19 protein-coding genes and 1 tRNA gene are annotated in these 22523 nt (G+C 65.1%); 1 reads left to right on the forward strand and 19 read right to left on the reverse strand.

The genetic code is table 11. The annotated features are described in order from the left end of the window. Positions 1–30: 30 nt before the first annotated feature. From rplK to dapE, 11 genes are all read right to left on the reverse strand, one after another. The gene (gene rplK / locus AACP59_RS05860; protein ID WP_297315947.1) at positions 31–462 is read right to left on the reverse strand and encodes a 50S ribosomal protein L11; all 432 of its coding nucleotides are present in this window, start codon (positions 460–462) and stop codon (positions 31–33) included. Between the two features lie 147 nt (positions 463–609). Beyond that, positions 610–1416 carry a transcription termination/antitermination protein NusG gene (gene nusG, locus AACP59_RS05865; protein ID WP_370465988.1) on the reverse strand — a complete coding sequence of 269 codons (807 nt, stop codon included), beginning with the start codon at positions 1414–1416 and terminating at the stop codon, positions 610–612. Positions 1417–1473: 57 nt separating this feature from the next. Continuing rightward, positions 1474–1686 (reverse strand): preprotein translocase subunit SecE, encoded by a 213-nt coding sequence (gene secE / locus AACP59_RS05870; protein WP_297315949.1) that lies wholly within the window; start codon positions 1684–1686, stop codon positions 1474–1476. A 46-nt stretch (positions 1687–1732) separates the two neighbouring features. Continuing rightward, a tRNA-Trp gene (locus tag AACP59_RS05875) sits at positions 1733–1805 on the reverse strand. Positions 1806–1943: 138 nt separating this feature from the next. Continuing rightward, complete coding sequence (locus AACP59_RS05880; RefSeq protein ID WP_297316036.1) at positions 1944–3152, reverse strand: pyridoxal phosphate-dependent aminotransferase; 1209 nt, start codon at positions 3150–3152, stop codon at positions 1944–1946. 39 nt (positions 3153–3191) lie between these two features. After that, positions 3192–4325 carry a glutamate 5-kinase gene (gene proB, locus AACP59_RS05885; protein ID WP_297315950.1) on the reverse strand — a complete coding sequence of 378 codons (1134 nt, stop codon included), beginning with the start codon at positions 4323–4325 and terminating at the stop codon, positions 3192–3194. A 6-nt stretch (positions 4326–4331) separates the two neighbouring features. Then, on the reverse strand, positions 4332–6020 hold the full coding sequence (obgE, locus tag AACP59_RS05890; RefSeq protein ID WP_339350293.1) for a GTPase ObgE: 1689 nt from the start codon (positions 6018–6020) through the stop codon (positions 4332–4334). Between the two features lie 97 nt (positions 6021–6117). After that, the gene (gene rpmA, locus AACP59_RS05895) at positions 6118–6369 is read right to left on the reverse strand and encodes a 50S ribosomal protein L27 (RefSeq protein WP_297315952.1); all 252 of its coding nucleotides are present in this window, start codon (positions 6367–6369) and stop codon (positions 6118–6120) included. A 34-nt stretch (positions 6370–6403) separates the two neighbouring features. Next, positions 6404–6712, reverse strand: coding sequence for a 50S ribosomal protein L21 (gene rplU, locus AACP59_RS05900; protein WP_297315953.1), 309 nt, complete (start codon positions 6710–6712; stop codon positions 6404–6406). Positions 6713–6842: 130 nt separating this feature from the next. Continuing rightward, positions 6843–9581, reverse strand: coding sequence for an Rne/Rng family ribonuclease (locus AACP59_RS05905; protein WP_339350294.1), 2739 nt, complete (start codon positions 9579–9581; stop codon positions 6843–6845). Between the two features lie 246 nt (positions 9582–9827). Further along, on the reverse strand, positions 9828–11078 hold the full coding sequence (gene dapE, locus AACP59_RS05910) for a succinyl-diaminopimelate desuccinylase (RefSeq protein WP_297315955.1): 1251 nt from the start codon (positions 11076–11078) through the stop codon (positions 9828–9830). 186 nt (positions 11079–11264) lie between these two features. On the opposite strand from dapE, the gene AACP59_RS05915 reads away from it, so the two are divergent. Next, a complete protein-coding gene (locus AACP59_RS05915) occupies positions 11265–12209 on the forward strand; it encodes an AEC family transporter (RefSeq protein WP_297316037.1) in 945 nt (314 codons plus the stop codon). A gap of 220 nt (positions 12210–12429) precedes the next feature. Here AACP59_RS05915 and AACP59_RS05920 read toward each other — a convergent pair whose 3' ends face one another. The 8 genes from AACP59_RS05920 to spxB form a co-directional block, all read right to left on the reverse strand. After that, complete coding sequence (locus AACP59_RS05920; RefSeq protein ID WP_297315956.1) at positions 12430–13812, reverse strand: Maf family nucleotide pyrophosphatase; 1383 nt, start codon at positions 13810–13812, stop codon at positions 12430–12432. Next, complete coding sequence (gene thrB, locus AACP59_RS05925; protein ID WP_297315957.1) at positions 13802–14848, reverse strand: homoserine kinase; 1047 nt, start codon at positions 14846–14848, stop codon at positions 13802–13804. Before thrB ends, AACP59_RS05920 begins: the two co-directional genes overlap by 11 nt. Further along, a complete protein-coding gene (locus AACP59_RS05930) occupies positions 14848–16185 on the reverse strand; it encodes a homoserine dehydrogenase (protein ID WP_370465971.1) in 1338 nt (445 codons plus the stop codon). The genes thrB and AACP59_RS05930 overlap by 1 nt, the downstream gene beginning before the upstream one ends. Positions 16186–16322: 137 nt before the next feature. Next, positions 16323–16685 carry a pyridoxamine 5'-phosphate oxidase family protein gene (locus AACP59_RS05935; RefSeq protein WP_297315958.1) on the reverse strand — a complete coding sequence of 121 codons (363 nt, stop codon included), beginning with the start codon at positions 16683–16685 and terminating at the stop codon, positions 16323–16325. A 65-nt stretch (positions 16686–16750) separates the two neighbouring features. Beyond that, positions 16751–18322: a diaminopimelate decarboxylase family protein gene (locus AACP59_RS05940; RefSeq protein ID WP_297315959.1), complete on the reverse strand. Its 1572-nt coding sequence runs from the start codon at positions 18320–18322 to the stop codon at positions 16751–16753. Positions 18323–18364: 42 nt separating this feature from the next. Beyond that, complete coding sequence (argS, locus tag AACP59_RS05945; RefSeq protein ID WP_297315960.1) at positions 18365–20122, reverse strand: arginine--tRNA ligase; 1758 nt, start codon at positions 20120–20122, stop codon at positions 18365–18367. 55 nt (positions 20123–20177) lie between these two features. Beyond that, positions 20178–20567, reverse strand: coding sequence for a Rid family detoxifying hydrolase (locus AACP59_RS05950; protein ID WP_297315961.1), 390 nt, complete (start codon positions 20565–20567; stop codon positions 20178–20180). A 184-nt stretch (positions 20568–20751) separates the two neighbouring features. Then, positions 20752–22506 (reverse strand): pyruvate oxidase, encoded by a 1755-nt coding sequence (spxB, locus tag AACP59_RS05955; RefSeq protein WP_297315962.1) that lies wholly within the window; start codon positions 22504–22506, stop codon positions 20752–20754. Positions 22507–22523: the final 17 nt, after the last annotated feature.

Genomic DNA, 22523 nt, shown 5'->3' on the forward strand with positions numbered 1-22523 from the left:
AAGCGTATGCCCTACCGCTCACAATCGATTTCAGTCGGTGACGGTGATGCCCATGGAACGGGCGGTGCCTTCGATGATCTTCATGCCGGCCTCGACATCTCGGGCCGACAGGTCCTCCATCTTGGTCTCGGCGATCTCGCGGACCTGGGCCTTGGTAACCGAGCCCACCTTGGTGGTCAGCGGGTTGCCGGCACCCTTGGCCACGCCAGCAGCCTTGCGGAGCAGGTCCGCAGCCGGCGGGGTCTTAGTGACGAAAGTGAAGGAACGATCCTCATAGACGGTGATGATGCAGGGGATGACCTGACCCATCCTGTCCTTGGTGGCATCGTTATACTGCTTGCAGAAGTCCATGATATTGACGCCATGGGAACCCAGGGCGGGGCCCAGCGGCGGGGCAGGATTGGCCTTGCCTGCCTCGATCTGCACTTTGATCAGCGCGGTGACTTTCTTCTTTGCAGCCATTGCTGGTTCTTCTTTCTATGAAGCGGTGATGTCGGAGACCGAAGGGTCCCCTCCCGCAACTTGTTCTTTCCACATGCACCCTGGGGGCGCACAAGCCTGTCGATTATGACATGGGCCGACGACACGCCGACCGGTGCCGACCCGGGGCTAGGAGATCTTCTCCACCTGGTCGAATCCCAGCTCGACCGGGGTGTCACGCCCGAAGATCGAGACCAGGACGGTCAGCTTCTGGGTGGTGGGCTCCACATCGGAGACCACGGCGGCCATGGTGGCGAAGGGCCCGTCGGTGACGGTGACCTGGTCGCCCACGGCGTAGGAGACCTCGACCGTACGCTTCTTGGCGGCCTCGGGCTTGTCGCCTGCAGCCTTCAGGGCCTCGGAGGCAATCATGGGGGCCATCATCCTGACGACCTCCTTGCGGGTCAGGGGTGCGGGCTCCTTGCTGGGGCCCACGAACCCGGTGACACCTTCGGTGTCGCGAATGATGCGACGTGCATTCTCGTCCGGCCACATACGGATGAGCACATAACCGGGGACCCGAACACGGGTGACGACCTTCTTGCCACGGTCCGTGTGCTTCTCGACCTCCTCCATGGGAATCTCCACCTGGAATACCTGGTCTTCAAGACCGAAGGAGACGATACGGGACTCGACGTTGGCCTTGACCCGCTTTTCGTACCCGGAGTACGTGTGCAGGACGTACCACTTGCCCTCAAGGGTGCGCAGCTTCTTGGAAAACTCGTCAACCGCCTTCTGGCCGGCATCCTCCTGGGCGGGTTGATCCTGGGCGGTCTCACCCTGATCGACGGAATCCGCCTGGGCCTGCTCGGGGGCGGGGCCGGCATCTTCCCGAGCCTGCCGGTCGACAGGCTGGTCCTGGATCGGAGCCTCCTCCTGCCCCTCGGCCAGGGCCGGGACCGTATCCTGGGGTCCCTGGGTCAGATCATTGCCCAGACCCTCAGTCGTCAGATCATCACTCATGGATTACTCCACCTTCTACCTTGTTGCGCTTCAGCCGAATACGAGGAAGACCAGTTTGCCCAGCCCGAAGTCCAGAACCGTCACGAAGAGCATGAGCAGGAGGACGAAGATGAAGACGGCCACCGACCAGCCCAGGAGTTCCTTCCCGGTCGGGGCAACCACCTTGCGGATCTCATCGATGACCTGTTTGATGAACAGACCGATACGCATGAAGAAGTTCGGCTTGTCTTCTTTCCTTGCCATGGTCTACATCCTTCACTTGTCGTGCACTGCCAGCTGCAACACTTTGCAGGGAAGGCGGGACTCGAACCCACAACCTACGGTTTTGGAGACCGTTGCGCTACCAATTGCGCCACTTCCCTATCGGGACTTCTCCCAACAGTACTCGAGGCAGACAAACCCGCCTCCACTGTCGGAGAAAAACCGCCAAATTGCTATTTTAGCGTAAAGGGTGGTCTGAGTCCAACCGCGTGCCGTCACGACACCTCGGAGGAAGGCGATCAGACCCCGACCCAGACCTGGAACCGGCGCATCCCCTCGGCCAGGTCCGCATCGGACAGGGCGTAGGAGAAGCGCAGATGACCCGGAGCACCGAAGGCCTCACCCGGTACGGCGGCCACATGGATCTCCTCCAGCACCGCTGCGGCCAGGTCGGAGGAGGTCCGGCTGATGGTTCCTCTGGGGCCCACCGGCCGGTTCAGGAGTCCGGTTACATCCGGGAAGGCATAGAAGGCTCCCTTGGGTTCCGGGCAATGGACACCCGGCACCTGGCTCAGGGCGGCCATGATGGCCTGACGACGGAGACCGAAGGCCCTGCCCATGGCCCTGACCTCATCCAGGGGGGCCTGAATGGCTGTCAGGGCGGCCCGCTGCGAAACATCGGCCACGTTGGATGTCATATGGCCCTGGAGCTTGCCGGCGGCCTGGGCTACGGGGGCCGGAGCCACCATCCATCCCACACGCCAACCGGTCATGGCGTAGGTCTTGGCCACCCCGTTCAGGACGATCAGCTGATCGCGCAGCTCCGGCAGAAGGGCACCCGGGTAGGGGGTGTGGGCACCGTCGTAGGTCAGGTGTTCATAGATTTCGTCACTGACCACCCAGATGTGGTGTTCAATGGCCCACCGACCGATGGCCCTGACCAGATCGTCGTCCCAGACCACCCCTGTGGGATTGGAGGGGGTGTTGATGATGATGGCCTTGGTCCGCTCGGTACGTGCCGCCTCCAGGGCATCCAGGGAAGGCAGGTAACCCTTGTCCGACCCACTGAAGACGGGGACCGGCTCCCCTCCGGCCAGGGTGACCACTTCAGGATAACTGGTCCAATAGGGAGCAGGGATGATGACCTGGTCACCCGGGTCGAGAAGAATCTGGAAAGTCTCGTAGACGGCCTGCTTGCCGCCATTGGTGACCACCACCTGCTCAGGTTCCACCGCATAGCCGGAATCACGCCTGGTCTTGTCGGCTATGGCCTGACGCAGCTCGGGCAGACCGGCCGTGGGGGTGTAGCGGTGATTGCGCGGGTCCAGGCAGGCCTGCGAGGCGGCCCGGGCGATGAAGTCCGGGGTGGGGAAGTCGGGCTCACCCGCACCGAAGCTGATGACGTCGACCCCCTGGGCCTTCATGGCCTTGGCCTTGGAGTCCACGGTCAGGGTGGCGCTGGGGGCCACGGAATCGATACGTCTGCTCAGGGTCTGCCATTCAGCCATGCTCATGGTTTCCATGGTACCGCCCGTCTTCCGTTTTCTTCAGATAAGGACCAAAGAATCACGATGGACCAGTGGATGGGCGAAATGCGCCCCCTGTCGTCGGCGCAGATCCGTGGTGGTCAGGCCCAGCATCTCCTCGGCCTCCTCGGAGTCGTACCCGGAGAGCCCCTTGGCCACCTGGTCACCGGACTGGTCCCATATCCAGACCGGGTCACCGGCCGAGAACCCTCCCCGGACACTGACCGTGCCCGCCGCCAGGAGACTGGCCCGACCAGCCCGGAGGGCCTCGGCTGCCCCCCGGTCGACCACGTACCCGCCCTGGGGTTGGGACGCGTATTTGATCCAGAGCCTGTGGGAGGATCCCCGCCGTCGAAGCGGGGCGAAGAGGGTGCCCACCGGGTCCCCCTCCATGGCAGGACCGGCCTGATCAGCCCGGGCCAGGACCACGGGGACACCTGAAGAGGTGGCCATCCTGGCGGCATCCAGCTTGGTGGTCATTCCCCCGGTGCCCAGACCCGATGAGGACCCGGCCGCGTCGATCCGATCCATGGCCTCGGCCACGTCGGGAACGAATTCGATCCGCCTGGCCCCGGGATGGCCGGGAGGGGCGGTATAGAGGGCATCCACGTCGGTCAAGAGGACCAGGGCATCAGCGCTGACGATGTTGGCGATCAGGGCCGAGAGACGATCATTGTCGCCGAAGCGGATCTCGTTGCTGGCCAGGGCGTCGTTCTCGTTCACCACGGGGATGACCCCCAGATCGAGCAGTCGGCAGAGGGTACGGCGGGCATTGCGGTACTGGACGGCCAGGGTGGTGTCGCGGGCCGTAATCAGAATCTGGCCAACCCGCAGCCCCCTTCGGGAGAAGGCGGCCTCGTACTGGGCCATGAGAAGTCCCTGGCCCACCGATGCGGTGGCCTGTTGGGTGACCACATCCTCGGGGCGGGACCGGAATCCCAGGGGGCCGAAACCCGCAGCGATGGCCCCTGAAGTGACCAGGACCAGCCTGGCCCCATCGTTGGCGGCCGAGGCCAGGGCCCCGACCAGGGCGTTCAGGCGGGAGGTGTCCAGGTGACCGTCGGGGGTCGTCAGGGAACTGGAACCCACCTTGACCACCATCGTGCGGGCCTGGGCCACCCGGGCACGAATCTCGTCATGACTGGGTGCGGCCATGGTCGATCAGTCCCCTTCCCCGGTCTGGTCCACCTGGGTGTCCGCCTCCTGGGCCGGCCGACCCAGGAGACCTTCCATGTCGTGGGGGTCGTCGGCCACGGAAGGATCGGCCCAGTGCCCGACCTTGCGCTCCCGGTCCATGACCTCGCGCACGGCCTGACGGGCGTCCATCATCCTGTGGTACTCCTCGCGGCGCTGACTGTTGGTCCGGCGGCGGGTACGGCCCTCGGTCTCCTCCAGACGGATGTCCTTGCCACGGGCGATCCGGGGGGTTCCGTCCAGCATCTCGGCCCCGGCGGCGATGGTCGGATCCCAGTCGAAGGCCATGGCATCATCCCCGGGGCCGATCCTGACCTCATCGCCCGGGTGGGCACCCTCCCGCCGGAGGGCGTCCTCCACGCCCAGGCCCGCCAGCCGGTCGGCCAGGAAGCCCACGGCCTCCTCGTTGTCGAAGTTGGTCTGGCGGACCCAGCGTTCGGGCTTCTCCCCACGGACCTGGAACCAGTGCTGACCGTCGCGGTTCCGTCTGCGTTCCACCGTGAAATCGCCAAGGGTATCCCCCCTGCGGCCCCGACGGGTCTCCAGGGGCCGGATGACCACCCGGGCCTCCTCCTCGGCGGCCTGGGCTCTGAGCTTGCCACGCAGGTGGGTGACCAGGGCGGCCAGGTAATAGCCCAGCTCCTTGAGCCCCTGATGGGAGGCAGTGGAGACGATGAAGACCTTCAGCCCCATGCGTTCGAATTCGGGACGGACGAATTCGGCCAGCTCCCGGGCCTCGGGCAGGTCGGCCTTGTTGAGGATGACCACCCTGGGCCGCTGTTCCATGGGGATGACCCCCAGGGGCAGCTCCAGCCGGTCGGCGTATCTGGCGAGTTCATCCTCCAGGGCACGGTAATCGCTGACCGGGTCCCTGTCCGGCTCCAGGGTGGCGCAGTCGATCACATGGGCGATGATCTCGGTCCGCTCGATATGGCGGAGGAACTCCAGGCCCAACCCCTTGCCCTGGGAGGCGCCGGGGATCAGCCCAGGCACGTCGGCCATGGTGAAACGGTCATCCCCGGCCTGGACCACGCCCAGGTTGGGGACCAGGGTGGTGAAAGGATAATCGGCGATCTTGGGCTTGGCCGAGCTCATGGCGGCCACCAGGCTCGACTTGCCGGCACTGGGGAAACCGACCAGGGCCACATCGGCTATGGACTTGAGTTCCAGGACCAGGTCCCTGTCCTGGCCAGGCTCACCCAGGAGGGCGAACCCGGGCGCCCTCCGCGCCTTGTTGGCCAGAGATCGGTTACCCAGACCTCCGATGCCACCCTGGGCGGCGACGAATCGGTCCCCCGCGTGGTTCAGATCGGCCAGACGCCTGCCGGGTCGCTTGGTCTCGCCCTCATGGCCCTCGGCGGTGAAGACCACCGTACCCACCGGCACCGGCAGGATCAGATCCTGGCCACGGCTGCCGTCCTTGTCGCCGCCCAGGCCCATGGTGCCCGAATCGGCCTTGCGGTGGGGCAGGAAGCGATAGTCCAGGAGACTGGTGGCGTTGGTGTCGGCCTCCAGGATGACCGATCCGCCATGCCCCCCGTCACCACCATCCGGCCCAGCCAGGGGCTTGTACTTCTCACGGCGTATGGAGGATGCCCCATTGCCACCGTCTCCGCCCTTGACATGGACGGTGACACGATCCACGAATGCACTCATACCAACCAACCCCTATGCTCTCCGACCAAGCAGCCGCCGTCCGAACAATGAAAAAAGCCGCGTCCTTACCGGGCGCGGCTGAAGCGATGAAGACAGCTCAGGCCGTGACGACATCCACGACCTTGCGGTCACGACGCTCGCCGAACCTGACCTCGCCATCCGCCAGTGCGAAGAGGGTGTGGTCCTTGCCCAGACCCACATTCCGACCGGGATGGAACTTGGTGCCACGCTGACGGACGATGATGTTGCCCGCCACGACGGTCTCGCCGCCGAACTTCTTGACGCCCAGGTACTGAGGATTCGAATCGCGCCCGTTACGAGAGCTGGACGCGCCCTTCTTGTGTGCCATGTCTGGATTCCTTTCCTAAGCTTTTCGACCCGAATCAGGCGATGGCCGTGATCCTGACCACAGACAGCTTCTGACGGTGACCCTTGCGGCGTGCCACGCCGGTCTTGTTCTTGAACTTCTGAATGTTGATCTTGGGGCCCTTGGCCTCGTCATCCACGATCTCGCCCTTGACGGAGATCTTGGCCAGATCCTTGGCGGCCAGGGTCACCTTGGCTCCATCGACGACCAGTGCGACCGGAAACTCGACCGACTCGCCCTTCTTGGCGCCCAGACGGTTGACCTCAATCAGGTCACCGACCTGGACCTTCTCCTGATGGCCTCCGGCCTTCACAATCGCGTACATAGCCCTACCTTGCCTGTTTGTCTAAAGCTGAGCGCGCCCGGAACCCTGTCCGGACACCAGCCAACTACTATATAGGCAAACACACCGCATCGTCAAATGTATTCACCCTATTGCCAAAACGGGTTTCAGCTTACGACTCCTGGGCGACATCCACCGAATCCGTGGACTCCGTGTCGTCCTCATCCCGGTCGCCCTCGTCGGAGGCGGCCTGGGCCGCCGCAGCGATCTGGGCCAGCTTGGCCTTGACGGCCGGGGTGGACCCGGTGGTCACACTCTCCTTGGCCGACGCATTATGGCCGTGCTTGTTGGTCTTGACGAAGGGATCGCCACCCTTGACGGCGTAAGGGTCATCATAGGAAGCGGAGATGGTCGGCTCATCGTGGAGGATGAACCCACGCCCATGGCAGGTGGGGCATTCCTCGGAGAAGGCCTCTACCAGGCCCTGGCCCACCCTCTTGCGGGTCATCTGGACCAGACCCAGCGAGGTGACCTCGGCCACCTGGTGCTTGGTGCGGTCGCGGGCCAGGCACTCCACCAGACGGCGCAGGACCAGGTCGCGGTTGGCCGGCATGACCATGTCCACATAGTCAATCATGATCATCCCGCCGATGTCACGCAGTCGCAGCTGCCGGGCGATCTCCTCGGAGGCCTCCAGGTTGCACCTGGTCACGGTCTCCTCCAGTGACTTGCCCCTGCCAATGAAACGGCCGGTGTTGACATCGATGGTGGTCATGGCTTCGGTGCGGTCGATGACCAGAGAGCCGCCGGAGGGAAGGTAGACCTGACGCTCCATGCCCCTGCGCAGCTGGCTGTCGATACTCCACTTGTCGAAGACATCCTTGCCCTCATGCTCGGACGGGTCCCACCTGACCAGCTTGTCCTTGAGGTCGGGGGCCATGGTGTCCAGGTAGTTCTCGACCCGGTCGTAGACCCGGTCACCCTGGACCACCAGGCTGGAGAAGTCATCGTTGAAGATGTCACGGACCACCCGGATGGCCACGTCGGGCTCACCCTGGAGGAGCTTGGGCCGCTTGCCGTGCAGGAACTCCTTGCGCTTGGACTCGATCTGCTCCCACTGACGCTGGAGGTTCTCCAGATCCTTGGTCAGGGCCTCCTCGCTGGCACCCTCTGCCGCCGTACGGATGATGACCCCCATGTCCTTGGGGGCGATCCTGGAGACGATCCCCTTGAGGCGGGACCGCTCGTGGTCGGCCAGCTTGCGGCTGACACCGGTCATGCCCCCCGAGGGAACCAGGACCAGGAAGCGGCCCGCCAGGGTCACCTGGGAGGTCAGACGGGCGCCCTTGTGGCCGATGGGGTCCTTGGTGACCTGGACCAGGACGGGGTCGCCCGACTTGAAAGCCAGCTCGATACGACGGGGCTGCCCCTCCAGACGGGTGGTGTCCCAGTTGACCTCGCCGGCGTAGAGAACACCGTTGCGGGCCTGGCCGATGTCGACGAAGGCGGCCTCCATGCTGGGCAGGACGTTCTGGACCCGCCCCAGGTAGACGTTGCCGACCGTGGAGACCTCCTGGATGTCGGAGACGTAGTGCTCCACCAGGATGTCATCCTCGATGACCGAGATCTGTGTGTGCTGCTCCTTCTCGCGCACCACCATGAGCCGGTCGACATTCTCGCGGCGGGCCAGGAAGTCCTGCTCCACCAACTGGGACTGGCGCGAACGCTCACGACGGTTGTCGCGCCGACGCTGCTTCTTGGCCTCCAGGCGGGTGGACCCCTCGATGTCGGTGATCTCATCGATGTACTGCTGCTTGCGGGAGCGGCGGGAACCACCTGTCTCCTCGGCCTCCGGTTCGGAAGACCTGGAACCACGTCTGCGCCTGCGGCGACGGGTCAGTCCCCCCTCTTCCTCCTCCTCGTTCTCATGGTCACGGGAGCGGCGACGACGGCGGGAGCCGAGCTTCTCGGTCTCCTCCTCGTGGACGCGCTCACCCTTGCCGCGACGGTGACGGCGGGAGGATCGGGAGGGGGCCTCCGCGGAGTCTTCCTCATCCTCGTCGTTGATGAAGGTAATGCCTTCGTGGTCGAGGTCCTCCTCGATCAGTTCCACCTCATCGGCGGCGCGGCGTTCCTCGGCATTGAGCCTGCGGGACCTGCGGGAGGGCCTGGGCGCTGCCGGCTCCTTCTCATCCTCCGTGCCGGATTCATCCCCGTCCTCCGGGGCCACCGGAATGACGGGCTCCTGGAAGAGAAGGGAGGTCATGGGCCGGGCCGGGGCCGGGGCCGAGGAAGCCGTCCGCGATGAACGGGCCTTGGACCTGGTCGACCGGGACCTGCGGCCCTGGTCATCGTCCTCCTGGACAAGGCCGGTCAGGGATTCCACGGCCTCCAGGGCACGTTCCTGACGATCGTCCGATTCCCCGGAGGAATCATGACCGGACCCGGAACGACGGCGGGAGGGGACCTCGGTCGATTCCGATGCCTTGGTCCGGGTGGACCTGCGTGGTCTGGTCGAAGTCTTGCGGCGGCGGGATGCGGGCGCCTCTTCATCCTCGTCCGACCGGTCCTGATCCGCGGCTTGGGACTCGTTCAGGTCCGGTTCCGGATCCTGTCGGAGGGACCGACGACGGATGCTGGAACCCGATCGGGTCTCCTCGCCCTCATCCCGGGTCTTGGTGCGGCGGCGACGCCCCCTGCCGGAGGTCGTCTCCTCGTCCTGATCGGCCTCGACCTTGACAGGTACGTGGGCGCCGGCGGCACCCGCCACCCGGACCACACGCCGTCCACCACGGCGACGACGGGTGGTTCCCTTCTCATCCTGGGGATCCTGGTCGGATGCCGGTCGGCTTGTTTGCGTTGCACCTGCTGAGGATTCTTCTTTACTGTCCTCGTTCGTATTCCTGGGCACTATGCTCCTTGCGGCACGCTGACTCGAACCGCGCTCACGGGTCCGACACTCTGTCACTCCACACTCTCACTGTGGCCGCACACCCTGTGGGATGCGCTCGGTCGGGACACCTTTGAAAAAGTCTTCCTGGCACAGGCGGACACCGGCGCCTGCATGGATCCAGACGAATCCATACAGGGGGATCAACGCCTACGCTGCAAGTGGTCAGGCAGAACCACCACTCTCAAGTATGACACAGATTTTGTATCATTGGTGTTTTTTGAGCCAGGAGACCAGGATCGACTCCAGCGACACCAGGTCATCCAAGGGAACCTGCTCATCCGACTTATGGGCAAGGAGGGGGTCTCCGGCACCCAGGTTGACGGCGGGGACGCCCAGGGCGGAGAACCGGGCCACATCGGTCCATCCCAGCTTGGGTCGGGGGGTGGAACCGTTGGTCTGGGTGATCAGATCCGTCAGGGACCGGGCCCAGGGCGAGGCCAGTCCGGGACGGGCCGCCGGGGACTCATCACACATCTCGACATCGAATCCCTCGAAGACCCCTCCGGTGGCCCGGTGCTCCCCATTGCCCAGCTCCGCACCGGCATCGGCCCCCATCATCAGGGCCTTGGCATCGGCCAGGGTCTTGTCCGGGGCGAAACGATAGTTGACGTGGACCCGGCATGTGTCGGGGATGACATTGGTACCGGTCCCCCCGCTGATCATCGTGGCGTTGAGACCCTCCTGGTAGTCCAATCCATCCACGGCCACGGTCCTTGGCTGGTAGGCATCGAGTCTGGCCAGGATGGGGGCGGCGGAATGGATGGCATTACTGCCCATCCAGGACCGGGCCGAGTGGGCGGCCACCCCGTGGGTGACCAGGTCGAATCGCATGGTCCCGTTGCAGCCCGCCTCGATTCCGCAGTTGGTGGGCTCACCGATGATGGCGAAGTCGCCACGGACCCAGTCGGGATGGGCGGCCACCACCCTGCCCAGACCGTTCTTCTCGGCCGCGACCTCCTCATGGTCGTAGAAGACCAGGGTCAGGTCATAGACCGGGTTGTCCAGGACGGAGGCCAGATGGAGCATAACCGCATCAGATGCCTTCATGTCGGCGGTGCCCCGCCCCCGGAGCACCCGGGAACCCGGATGGGCCTGGGCCACGTCGGACCTGATCTCCGGGTCGCCGGTCTCCAGCCACCGGGGCGGCAGGTTCCCATTGACCGGGACCGTATCCAAATGACCGGCCATGACGATCCTGTGGGACCTGCCCAGGTCGGTCCGGGCCACGACCGTGTCACCCAACCTGTCAACCCGCCAGGAAGGGCAGGCCGCGAGCGCCGCCTGGACGGCATCCGCCAGCGGCCCCTCATCGTCGCTGACCGAGGCGGTGGCCACCATCCGCTCCAGTATCAGGGCCAGGGCCTCCTCGGAAGGCAGGGCGGATGTGCCGTCCAGGAGTCCCGTCTCCCGGGAACCGTGCCGGCGGGGTGCCATATCCTGCGGAATCGTGTTCATAGGACCATGCTATAGGCAGATGATTTCGGGGATGTCGGGACTTCCGAGCCTTGGATGGGCCCATCCGTCCATGGGACATCCGGAACGGGATCGGCATCCGGGTGGCACAATGGTGGTGCCCGGTGCCGGTACCCGAGTCCGTCACCGTCCGCATGACCACGATTTTGGGAGTTGGTGAAAGAAAAGATGCCCGGTCTGCTCAGTGCCATGGAAGGCTTTTTCATCATCGGCGTCGTCATTGCGGTGGGCTATGTGGCCTCCCGCTTCCATATCGGCGGGCCCTCGGCCCAGATGGTTCTGAACAAGTTCTCCTTCTTCGTCTCCACCCCCTGCCTCATGTTCGCCATCCTCTCCAAGCAGAGGCTCAGCGTCATCTTCCATCCCAGCATCATCGTGGCCTTCTTCTCGGCGGCGGCCGTGGGGCTGATCTTCGTTGCCCTGAACGCCCTGACCTTCCATATGGATGCGGCGAATGCCACCATCGGGGCCCTGAACTCGCTCTACCTGAACTCCAACAACATCGGCCTGCCTGTGGCCACCTACATCCTGGGCAACCCCACCCTGGTGGCCCCGATCCTGGTCATGCAGCAGGCCCTCTTCACACCAATAGGCCTGACCGTCCTGGATGCCACGACCACCGGGAAGCTGTCCCTGAAGACCATCATCAAGCAGCCCCTGAAGCAGCCCATCCTGCTCGGGTCCCTGGGCGGGATCCTGATTTCAGCCATCAGCGCCCAGGCAGGGCACTTCGTGATTCCCGACTTCGTCTTCAAGCCCATCGACATGATCGGCGCCTCGGCGGTCCCCATGATCCTGATGGCCTTCGGCATGTCCCTGCGCGGCTCCAGGCCCATGGGGAAGGGGACCGATCGACGGGCCACCCTGACCGTGGTGATCCTGAAGAACCTGGTCATGCCCATCATCGCCTTCCTCCTCGCATGGTTCGTCATGGGTTTCCGGGGCGTGGAACTCTACGGGTGCGTGGTCCTGGCAGCCCTGCCCACCGGGCAGAACGTCTACAACTATGCGGCCCGGTACAACGTGGGGACCACCTTCGCCCGGGACGGAATCCTGATCAGCACGATCACCTCACCAATGGTCATCGCCCTGATCGCCGTCATCCTGGGCTGAGCGGGCAGGCTCTCCCCCAGTCTCCCCGGACCCCGATAGGGCCGTCAGGACAATCCCCGGAGCCGTCAAAAAGGGGACGGGCCCCACTCAGAGTTCCCGGAGGAGAAATGGATGGCACTGCTGGAAGTGTCGGGCAGTGGGAGCGCAATATGCGAATCAGCACCGGACTCATGAACACAGCGTACCGGCAGGAAATGTCACCGATGGAACTCGACCCGGATTAATCCCTGGCGGCCAGGTCCTCGAGGCGACGACGGAAGTGGGGCCAGTCCTGGCCGAAAGCACCCAGGAGGGGACGGGAGTCGACCTGATCGATGGGAACCCAGGCCAGCTCGATGCTCTCGTCGTCGTTCATGTGCGGGTCCACCCGGTGTCCGGGCCGCTCGAAGGCCAGGATGGTGGTGTATCCCCAGGGGCCATGGTCCTCAAGGTGGGAACCGACCACCTGGATGTCTTCGGGATGGACGTTGGCCTCCTCGTAGCTCTCGCGCAGGCCGCCCTCCAGGGGGCTCTCGCCGTCCGAGACGGCACCGCCGGGCACGCCCCAGGTTCCACCCTCGGCGCTCCACCTGGCACGGTGCTGGAGAAGGACCTCGGTCAGGACACCGGTCTGCTGGTCACGACGGGCCAGGAGGACACCGGCCGCGCCGTTCAGGCCCCAGTGCTGCTTCCCACAGGCACAGTTCACCCAGCCGTCACCAGGCTGATGGACGTTTCCCTTGGGAGGGACGATTCCGCTTGGATCGGTCCGGTCCTCCGAATCCGCGGGCCGGACCAGGGCCGGATCCCAGAGGTCGGCCCAGTGCAGTCCCAGCTGCCCGACCAGGGAGCGCAGGGTTGGCATGCTCAGTCCCATGACCCCGCTGGGATCACCCTCGATTCCGGTGATGAAGGCGCTGCCCAACCCCTCCAGGGTGAAGGATCCGGCCACCTCCAGGGGCTCCCCGGTGGCGATGTAGGCCTCCATGTCGTCCCGGTCATACTGCCCGAAGGAAACCTCGGCCCTGCTGACGGCGCGGACCCTCCGTCCAGAGGCCACGTCGGTCAGGCAGTGGCCGGTGACCAGGGTGCCGGTACGACCCCGCATGGCCATGAGCCGTTCCATGGCCACCTCGGGCGTATGGGGCTTGCCCATGATCCGCCCGTCAAGGCTGAACAGTGAATCGCACCCCAGGAGCAGGGGCCCGACCTTGGCCCGGACCATGCCCGCCCAGGACCTGACGGCCTGATGCATGGGCTCCACCTGTGCCGGATCCTCGGCCCGGGCATCAAGGGGCCTGACCACGACCAGGTCCCCCTGTGCCTGGGTCTCGGCGTCAATGACCGCACGCAGGGTCTGCAGAATCAGGTCGGCCTTGCCCTCTGCCAGGATGGAGACCCTGTCCTCTATGGACAGGTCGGCCACTCTGAGCCCCTGTGCCTGGGCGGCATCCTCCAGGGCCTTGGGTTCATCCAGGTGGGACTTGCGGATGACAGGACTGATTCCTCCCTTGACCAGGAGGGCCTGGCGGGAGGGCGACTGGGAGGCCAGGATAAAGGGGATGTGCCCCCTGCCTTGGCCGGTCTGCACCGTCGCCTTGGAGGTCCGGGCTTCAGCAGCCATTCAGGTCACCATCCCCATCGCATTCCACCTGAACCCCTTGCAGGTCCACATCCAGCTGGAGGATCCGCCAATGGCCGGAATCCAGCTGGTCCTTGGCCAGGACCTTGAGATCCTCCGAGGCATCCCCGTAGTGGAGGACGATGACGCAAGGCCCGGCGCCCGAGACCGCGGCGGCGTACCCGTGTCGGCGGAAGAGGTCGATCAGGTCGGTCGATGCGGGCATCAGATTCGCCCGGTAGGGCTGGTGGAGCCTGTCCTGGGTGGCCACGAAGAGGAGGGAATTGGCCCTGACGGACAGGTCCTCCCCCGGACCGGCCAGGCTGGAGGGATTCAGGGCCCCGGGGATCAGGGCGACCCTGGACAGGTTGTGGACGGCATCGGCATAGGGCACCTGGTCGGGCAGGGCCCGACGGGCCTTCTCGGTGGAGAGGTGGAAGTCGGGCACGAAGACCGTGGCCCTGATGGCCGGATCCACCTGGTAGCGCAGGCTGTGGAAGCCCGGTGCCAACGGGGTGCCTCCGGCGATGGGGAGGGACCCCACACCCTCGTCGGTGACCAGGTCGTAGGAGACGGTCAGCCCCCCGTAGACGGCCGGAGCCACGTTGTCGGGGTGCCCCTCGATCCGGGCGGCAAGGTCGAAGATGGCATCCCGGGAGATCCGGCCCGGGTGGGCAAAGGCCGCTGCCGCACTGATCCCGGCCACGATGGCCTCGGCGCTGGACCCGAGTCCCCGGGCCTGGGGAATCCGGTTGGAGGCGGTCATGAGGAAGCCGAACCGGGGCAGCCCGAAGACCTGGCAGGCCTTTCGGAAGGTGGAGACGACCAGGTGGGTCTCATCCCTGGGCAGGGTACCCTCCCCCTCCCCCCTGATGACCACGTTGACGGAGGTGTCGGCAGGGTCGGCCGCCCGGGTGAAGACGATCTCGTCATGGTGGTCCAGGGCCAGACCCACCGCGTCGAAGCCCGAACCCAGGTTGGCGCTGGTGGCGGGAACCCGGACCCGCACGGTCGGTATCCGGGGGTGGTCCGCGCCCATCAGAGGGCGTCCTGGTCGAAGACGCGCAGGATGGAGGCCTGGCCGGTCACCGAGTCGAAGGTGGACACCCGTTTGACGACCTGGCGCAGGGTCGCCTCATCGCAGAGGTGGGTGACCACCCTGAGCTGCTGGATCTCCCCGCTGTAACCCGGATCGTGCAGGGTGGGCTTGATGTCCTGGTTGACCCCGTTGATGGAGATGCCCTCCTGGGAGAAGACCTGGGCGATGGCCGCCAGGACGCCTGGCTTGTCGTGGATCAGGAAGCGGACGGCGAAGGCGGCCCGGGAAGCCTCCAGGGGGGCCATGGGCACCTGGGCGTACATGGGGATGATCGGGCCCATTCCCTGCTGGGCTATGTGCCGGGCCTCGGTGACCACATCACCGACCACGGCGGAGGCCGTAGGGGCGCCACCGGCCCCACGCCCGTAGAACATGAGGTCATCGGCCGCCTCGGCGGTGACGAAGACCGCGTTGAAACTGCCGTGGACCGAGGCCAGGGGGTGGGTGTCGGGAATCAGGGCCGGGTAGACCCTGGCCGAAATGCCCTGGTCGGTGCGCTCGGCCACGGCCAGGAGTTTGATCACCCTGTGCTCGGCCTTGGCCGCGGCGATGTCGTCGGCCGTGATGGCCCTGATCCCCTCGACCGGCACATCATCCATCCGCACATCCCGGTGGAAGGCCAGGGTGGCCATGATGGCGGCCTTGGCGGCGGCATCCAGGCCATCCACGTCCGCGGTCGGATCGGCCTCGGCGAACCCCTTGGCCTGGGCATCGCCCAGGGCCTCCTCGAACTGGAGCCCCTTGGTGGTCATCTCGTCGAGAATGTAGTTGGTGGTGCCGTTGACGATGCCCACCAGGCTGGTGATCCTGTCTCCCACCAGGGATTCCCGCAGGGGGCGGACGATGGGGATGGCCCCGCCCACAGCGGCCTCGAAGTAGATATCAACACCATGATCCTGGGCCGCCTGGTAGAGTTCCGGCCCGTGCCGGGCCAGGAGGGCCTTGTTTGCGGTGACCACGGAGGCCCCTGACCCGATGGCCTTGAGCAGGAGGGTCCGGGCCGGCTCGATGCCGCCGATGAGCTCAATGACGACGTCGGCCCTGGTGACCAGACCCTCTGAATCGGTGGTCAGGAGGGACTTGTCGATCCAGTCCGCCGTGACCTTGGAGGGGTCCAGAACTGCAATACCGACCAGTTCCAGTGGGCGACCAACCCGGCTGGCCAGGTCCTCGCATTCCTCGACCAGCAGACGAGCGGTCTGCGAGCCGACGGTTCCGGCCCCCAGGAGGGCGATACGGATGGGTTTATCGGATTCCGTCATGGGCTTCGCGGACATGTGCGCTCCTTCATTCGTACCCCGGTGCGTCGGGTACCATAGAGTATCCATCCTAGAGAATCAATCCGACACAGGCGACGGGGATTCCACCCATATGGACTGCCTCCGTCCGGTCAGACCTCGAGCTGATGACCACTCTAGTCGGAAAGGATCACACTGACCTCCTCGAAGGTGACCTCGAAGAGCGCCAACCTGTCGCGGAAGGGCCCGATCCGCTCCATGTATCCCGGTCTCTTCCTCTCGAAGACAGGGGCCACATCCTCGCAGGTCCTGGAACTAAGACGGGCAACCCCCTCTCCCCGCACGCATGCTATTGGTTCACCGGGGAGGGTGACGAAGACCACCTTCCCGTTCTTCCCTATCTGTTCCACCTTCCTGGACTCCGGGTAGGTGACGAAGTAGAGGATTTTCTCCTCGGGATCATAGGAGAAACCGACCATCCGCACGTCGGGTTGCCCAACAACGCTGGTAGCCAGGGCCATGACCCGTTGCGTACCCATGATCCTTAAAAAAATCCTGACGGATATCCATAACCGTGCTCCTTGCCATCCGGCCTTTCCCGGCCTCAGCCCTGATCCAGGTCGAGCAGATCGTCCATGGTCTGCCCCCGCAGCATCAGGTGGTCGCCCACCCCGTCCAGGGCCACGACCGGGGGAATCAGGACCTGGTTGTAGTTGCTGGCCATGGTCCGCCCATAGGCGCCGGTCACCGGCACCAGGAGGAGGTCCCCCCGGTGGATGTCGGCGGGCAGGGAGACGTCACGTACGACGATGTCGCCGGACTCGCAGTGTCTGCCGACCACCCGGGCGCGAATGGTCTCCCCACTGCCCTTGCGGTTGGCCAGGATCACCGTGTAGTCGGCCCGGTAGAGGGCCGGACGAATGTTGTCGCCCATGCCACCGTCCACCGATACGTAGGTCCTTACGGTCCCGTCCGAAAGGGGTACCGGCTTGACGGTGCCCACCCGGTAGAGGGTCATTCCGCTGGGACCGGCGATCCATCGGCCGGGCTCAAAGGAGAGAACGGGCATGGGCATGCCCAGCCGGTCGTTGATCCTGGTGATGGCATGACCCAGGTCGTCAAGGGCCTCGGACAGATCCATCCGGTCCTCGTCCGGCAGATAGGGGACGGAGAAGCCGCCACCCAGATCCACCTCGGGCAGGAGGAACCCATCGGTCTCCCAGAAGGTCCGTCTCAAGAGCATCATGCGCTTGGCCGCCTGGACAAAGGCCGAGGCCCCGTGGATCTGCGACCCGATGTGGGTATGGATTCCCACCAGCTCCAGATCGTCCGCATGGGTCTGAATATCCTTCAGGACCTTGATGGCCGGACCATCCGCCAGCATGTCCAGGGCTGCGGCGAGGGCCGGATCCACCAGGGCCCCATCGGCACCAGCCCGGAAAAGGTCGGAGGAATCCGTGGACAGTATCCCGCTTCCTGATTGGGTTCGCCCGCTTGGGGGTTGACTTCCCTCCCCTGCCCCATCCGGGCATGATGCCTGTCCTCCCTCGCCACCGTAGAGGTCAAGGAGGGAGGCATCGGCACCCGGTGCCAGCATGGGAACCCCGAATTTCTGATCCTCGTGGGAGGTGGAGATGTACTCGTGGCCACCGGCATGGACCCCGACCGTGATCCTGACCATGACCCGGGCACGTTTGCCCTGGCTGTGGGCTATGGCGGCTATGCGTTCCGGCTCGTCGGCCGCATCGACGACGATCTTCCCGTACCCCTGCTCGACGGCCAGGGCGATCTCCTGGTCGGACTTGTTGTTGCCATGCAGGACCAGGCGACGGCCCGGGGCGCCGGCGGCCTTGGCGATCAGCATCTCACCCAGGGTGCAGGTGTCGATGTTGAGCCCCCGGTCCAGCATGATCCGCACGACCTCCTTGCTCAGGAAGGCCTTGCCGGCATAGCTGACCTGGGTGGTGGCCGTAGGCAGACTCCGGCTGACGATCTGTCTGAAGGTCCGGGCCCGTTCGGCCATGAAGGCGGTATCCATCAGGTAGACCGGGGTGCCGTAGCGATCCGCCAGGTCCCCGACAGGGACCCCCTGGATGCTCACGGCACCACAATCCTGGCGACGGACCGTCCGCGGCCAGATGTCACCCAGGTTCGACTGTTCCTTCTCCTGGCTCATGGAGTCCCCTTCCCTCGCGCAGTCCTGATCCGACCGGTCCGGTCACATCCTGTCCGGAGCGCAGACGCCCAGGAGATCGAGTCCGTTGGCGATGACCTGTTGGACCGCATCGTTGAGTCTGAGCCTGGCGGCCGCCCTGGCCGGCTCCGGGTTCTTGGCCTCCTGCCTGGCCGGATCATCCGCTCCGGTCAGCTCCATGGGGACCACCCGCTCCAGGTTGTACCAGCGGTGATACACCCCCGCCAGCTGCTCCAGGTAGTGGGCCACCCGATGGGGGGCCTTCTGGTCACCCGCCGTCTGCACGATGTTGGGGTAGAGGGCCAGGGTGCCCAGAACCTCGTTGTCGGCCCCGGTGTCCAGGAGGGCAAGGTCGGCCTTGGAGGCATCGATCCCGGCCTCTGCCGCATTCCTGTCGACGTTCCTGGACCGGGCATGGGCGTACTGGACGTAGTAGACGGGGTTCTCGTTGGTGTGGGAGACCAGGAGGTCCAGGTCGATGTCGACGGACTGGTTATAGTCGGTTCGGGCCAGGGAGTACCGGGCCGCGTCCACCCCGATGGCCTCGACCAGGTCGTCGATGGTGACCACGTTGCCGGCCCTCTTGCTCATCCGCACGGCCCGGCCATCCTTGAGGACGTTGACCAGCTGGCCGATCAGAATCTGCATGTTGACGCCCGGTTCGTCGCCGAAGGCGGCGCAGATGGCCATCATCCTGCCGATGTAGCCGTGGTGGTCGGCCCCCAGCATGTAGATGGCCTCGTCGCAGGGGTCCTTGTCACGCCGGCGCTTGTTCAGGTAGTAGGCGATGTCGGCCGCCACGTAGGCGGCATTCCCGTCGGACTTGATGACCACACGGTCCTTGTCGTCGCCGTACCTGCTGGAACGGAACCAGGTTGCCCCGTCCTTCTCGTAGATGTCGCCCTGGCCACGCAGTTCATCGATGGCCTTCTGCACCTGACCCGACTCATAGAGGCTGTTCTCATGGAACCAGACGTCGAAATCCACCCGGAAATCCTTCATGGACTGTTGGATTTCGGCGAACATCATCGGAACGGCCCGGCTGCGGAAGGCCTCACGCTGCTGGCTGTCGCCCTCGGCACCGTCCTCGTCCCTGACCCTGGGCAGGGCCAGGACATCCAGGCCCTCGGCCCTGGCCTCATCCACCACCCGCTGGGCGATCTCGTCGATGTAGGCACCCCTGTATCCGTCGGCCGGAACCGGCTCATGATGGGCCGCCGCCACCAGGGAGCGGCTGAACCGGTCGATCTGGGTGCCATGGTCGTTGAAGTAATACTCGCGGACCACCTTGGCCCCGTTGGCCTCCAGAACGCGGGCCATGGAGTCGCCGACCGCGGCCCAGCGGGTCCCCCCGATATGGATGGGGCCGGTGGGGTTGGCCGAGACGAATTCCAGGTTCAGGGTGCGCCCCTGGAGGTGGTCATTGGACCCGTAGGCCCTACCCTCCTTGAGGACGGTATCGACCACGGCCGCGGCCGAGGCGGAATCCAGGCTGATGTTGATGAAACCGGGACCGGCGACGTCCACGCCGGCGATCCCGTCGGCCTTGACCAGGGCCCGGGCCAGGGACTCCCCCAGGTCACGGGGCTTCATGCCGGCCTGCTTGGCCAGCTGCATGGCGATGTTGGTGGACCAGTCCCCATGGGAACGGTCCTTGGGCCTCATGACGGCCAGGTTTCCGGCGGCGGGAACCATGGAGGCATCCAGGTCACCCAGACCGCCCGCCTGGGCCAGTTGGACAGCGGTAGAGGAAATGATACGGGCAAGTGCTTCAGGACTCATGACCCCAAGTCTAGCGGGCCGGGTGACGAGTCGGCCGTCCGGTCCCACCCCGGGCTCAGGCCATGGCGATCACGTCGATCTCGACCAGGGCGCCCTTGGGAATCATATTGTTGCCAAAAGCCACCCGGGCGGGCCGGACCGAACCGATGAAGACCTGGGAATAGGCCTTGTCGACCTCGGTGAAGTCCTCCACGTTCCTCATGTAGACCGTGGCCTTGACCACCCTCTCCATCCCGGTGCCCGCAGCATCCAGGATGCTCTTGATGTTCTTCAGGGCCTGGACGGCCTGGTCGCCGGCCGTCCCCTGCACCAGGTCGCCGGTCTCCGGGTCGATGCCCAGCTGGCCGGAGACGAAGACGAACCCGTTTGCCTTGACCGCCTGGCTATAGGCCCCCAACGCCTGGGGTGCATAGGGTGTACCGATCTCTTCCAGACCCTCGTCCATGAACGTCCCTCCTCGGGTGCAGGCCCTTCCGGCCTCCGCCAGGGCAGGCGGTGCGGCAGGTGCCGATGGCTGACCGGAATTCCGGTCGAGTTGCTTCCAACTATAAACCGCCAGTACCCGAGGAGGGGTTATCAGGACCATTTCATCGCAATCGGATCAGTAGACCACTAAACCCGACCCCGGATCAGTGGGACCGGCTTTCCAGACCCATCCAGTAGGCCAGGGACTTCAGGTCTCCGGCCTGGTGGGTCTTGACGAACTCATCGATCTGTGCCTGGTCCTTGCAGGTCTCCGGGAAACGCATGTAACGGGTATCCAGGGGGCTGGCACCGGTCAGCTTCACATCGATGATCGAGGACCGGTCGGCCTTGCGGGCCTGGTCGAAGGCCCGACGGGCATCATCCAGGGTCCTCACCGTGAAGCCCAGGGCGCCGAAGCCCTCGGCCACCTTGGCCCAATCCGTATCGGGCAGGTCCACTCCGCTCAGAGGCTGGTGGCTGTCATCGCGCTGCTCGGCCTCGATGTATCCCAGGGTCTGGTTGGAGAAGACCACGTTGATGACCGGTGCCTGGTACTTGAGCTGGACCAGGACCTCCTCACCCAGCATGGCGAATCCACCGTCGCCGCTCAGGGAGTAGACCGTGGAATCCGGATACTCCAGCTTGGCGGCCAGGGCGGCCGGAACAGCGAAGCCCATGGTGGCGTGCCTGCCCGAAACGGCCCAGCGGTTGGTGGGCTTCAGGTGAAGGAGACGGAGGAAGTCGATGTCGACATTGCCCACGTCGGGAATGACGATGTCATTGTCCCCAAGCTGCCGGTCGATCACGTGGAAGACCGGTTCGGGTCTCAGGGGGGTTGAGGTGTCCCCGTTGAAGGAGGCCACCCACTTGTCCCAGTTCTCCTTGCTCCGCAGGCAGGCCCGGTAGAAGACCGACTCCTCCTGCTGGGTCCCGGCCGCGGTCAGGGCCTTCAGGGTCTCCCTGGCATCCGCCTGGATGGCCAGACCGATGTTGGGCTGGAAGCGCTTGCCCAGCTTGGAGGGATCCATATCGATTTGGATGACCTTGGTATGGGGAGCCACGAACATGGATCCGAAGGGGTTGTCGGACCCGATCCAGACCGAAAGGTCGGCCGTATAAATGGCCTCGGTGGCCGTCTTGGTGGCCACACGTCCCGCCGACTGGAGGTAGGCCGGATAGGTGTCCTCGACGATTCCCTTGGCCGGGAAGGTTGAGACCATGGGCATCTTGAACTTCTCCGACATGGCCACCAGCTCATCCCTGGCACCGCGGGCGCCCTGTCCGAAATAGAGCAGGGGTGCCTTGGCCGACCGGATCATCTCGACGGCCCGGGCCACCAGATCCTCCGGGGGCTTCAGGGGTTGGGGCTTGCGGAAATCGGCGGCCGAAGCAACCGGCCGGTCCTCGATCCGAGCCCAGGCCAGGTCCTTGGGGATGATGACCACGGAAACGCCCTTGTTCTTGTAAGCGCGTCTGATCGCCTCGTCGACCAGTCCGGGCAATCCATCGGCATTGGTGGCGGCCCTGTCGAAGACGGCCACATCGGAGAACATGGGAACCTCGTCCATGGCCTGGAAGAAGTCGATGTTCATGAACTGCTGGGGCACCTCACCAACCAGGGCCAGGACGGGCACCCCATCCTCACGGGCATCATAGAGCCCGTTGAGCAGGTGGACGGCACCGGGGCCCGAGGAGCCGAAGCAAACGCCGATCCGACCGGTCAGCTTGGCCTCGGCCGCAGCCGCCAGGGCACCGGCCTCCTCATGCCGCACCTGAATGAAGTCGATCCGATCGCGTTCATCATGGATGGCGTTCATCATGGAATCGAAGGATCCCCCGGGCAGACCGTATATACGCGGCACGCCCCACTGCTCCAAAACCCTGAGAACCGCATCCCCCGCATTGATCTGATTGGTCATGACCATCTCCTTTATCT

The organism is Bifidobacterium indicum (genome assembly GCF_036987015.1).
In the GTDB taxonomy this organism is placed as follows: Bacteria; Actinomycetota; Actinomycetes; order Actinomycetales; family Bifidobacteriaceae; genus Bombiscardovia; species Bombiscardovia indica.

Excerpts from the sequence above, each read along its gene's own strand:
- rplK (WP_297315947.1), bottom strand. The coding sequence starts at position 462 with ATGGCTGCAAAGAAGAAAGTCACCGCGCTGATCAAAGTGCAGATCGAG.
- secE (WP_297315949.1), bottom strand. The coding sequence starts at position 1,686 with ATGGCAAGGAAAGAAGACAAGCCGAACTTCTTCATGCGTATCGGTCTG.
- AACP59_RS05880 (WP_297316036.1), bottom strand. The coding sequence starts at position 3,152 with ATGGCTGAATGGCAGACCCTGAGCAGACGTATCGATTCCGTGGCCCCC.
- proB (WP_297315950.1), bottom strand. The coding sequence starts at position 4,325 with ATGGCCGCACCCAGTCATGACGAGATTCGTGCCCGGGTGGCCCAGGCC.
- obgE (WP_339350293.1), bottom strand. The coding sequence starts at position 6,020 with ATGAGTGCATTCGTGGATCGTGTCACCGTCCATGTCAAGGGCGGAGAC.
- rpmA (WP_297315952.1), bottom strand. The coding sequence starts at position 6,369 with ATGGCACACAAGAAGGGCGCGTCCAGCTCTCGTAACGGGCGCGATTCG.
- rplU (WP_297315953.1), bottom strand. The coding sequence starts at position 6,712 with ATGTACGCGATTGTGAAGGCCGGAGGCCATCAGGAGAAGGTCCAGGTC.
- dapE (WP_297315955.1), bottom strand. The coding sequence starts at position 11,078 with ATGAACACGATTCCGCAGGATATGGCACCCCGCCGGCACGGTTCCCGG.
- AACP59_RS05915 (WP_297316037.1), top strand. The coding sequence starts at position 11,265 with ATGCCCGGTCTGCTCAGTGCCATGGAAGGCTTTTTCATCATCGGCGTC.
- AACP59_RS05920 (WP_297315956.1), bottom strand. The coding sequence starts at position 13,812 with ATGGCTGCTGAAGCCCGGACCTCCAAGGCGACGGTGCAGACCGGCCAA.
- thrB (WP_297315957.1), bottom strand. The coding sequence starts at position 14,848 with ATGGGCGCGGACCACCCCCGGATACCGACCGTGCGGGTCCGGGTTCCC.
- AACP59_RS05930 (WP_370465971.1), bottom strand. The coding sequence starts at position 16,185 with ATGTCCGCGAAGCCCATGACGGAATCCGATAAACCCATCCGTATCGCC.
- AACP59_RS05935 (WP_297315958.1), bottom strand. The coding sequence starts at position 16,685 with ATGGGTACGCAACGGGTCATGGCCCTGGCTACCAGCGTTGTTGGGCAA.
- AACP59_RS05940 (WP_297315959.1), bottom strand. The coding sequence starts at position 18,322 with ATGAGCCAGGAGAAGGAACAGTCGAACCTGGGTGACATCTGGCCGCGG.
- argS (WP_297315960.1), bottom strand. The coding sequence starts at position 20,122 with ATGAGTCCTGAAGCACTTGCCCGTATCATTTCCTCTACCGCTGTCCAA.
- AACP59_RS05950 (WP_297315961.1), bottom strand. The coding sequence starts at position 20,567 with ATGGACGAGGGTCTGGAAGAGATCGGTACACCCTATGCACCCCAGGCG.
- spxB (WP_297315962.1), bottom strand. The coding sequence starts at position 22,506 with ATGACCAATCAGATCAATGCGGGGGATGCGGTTCTCAGGGTTTTGGAG.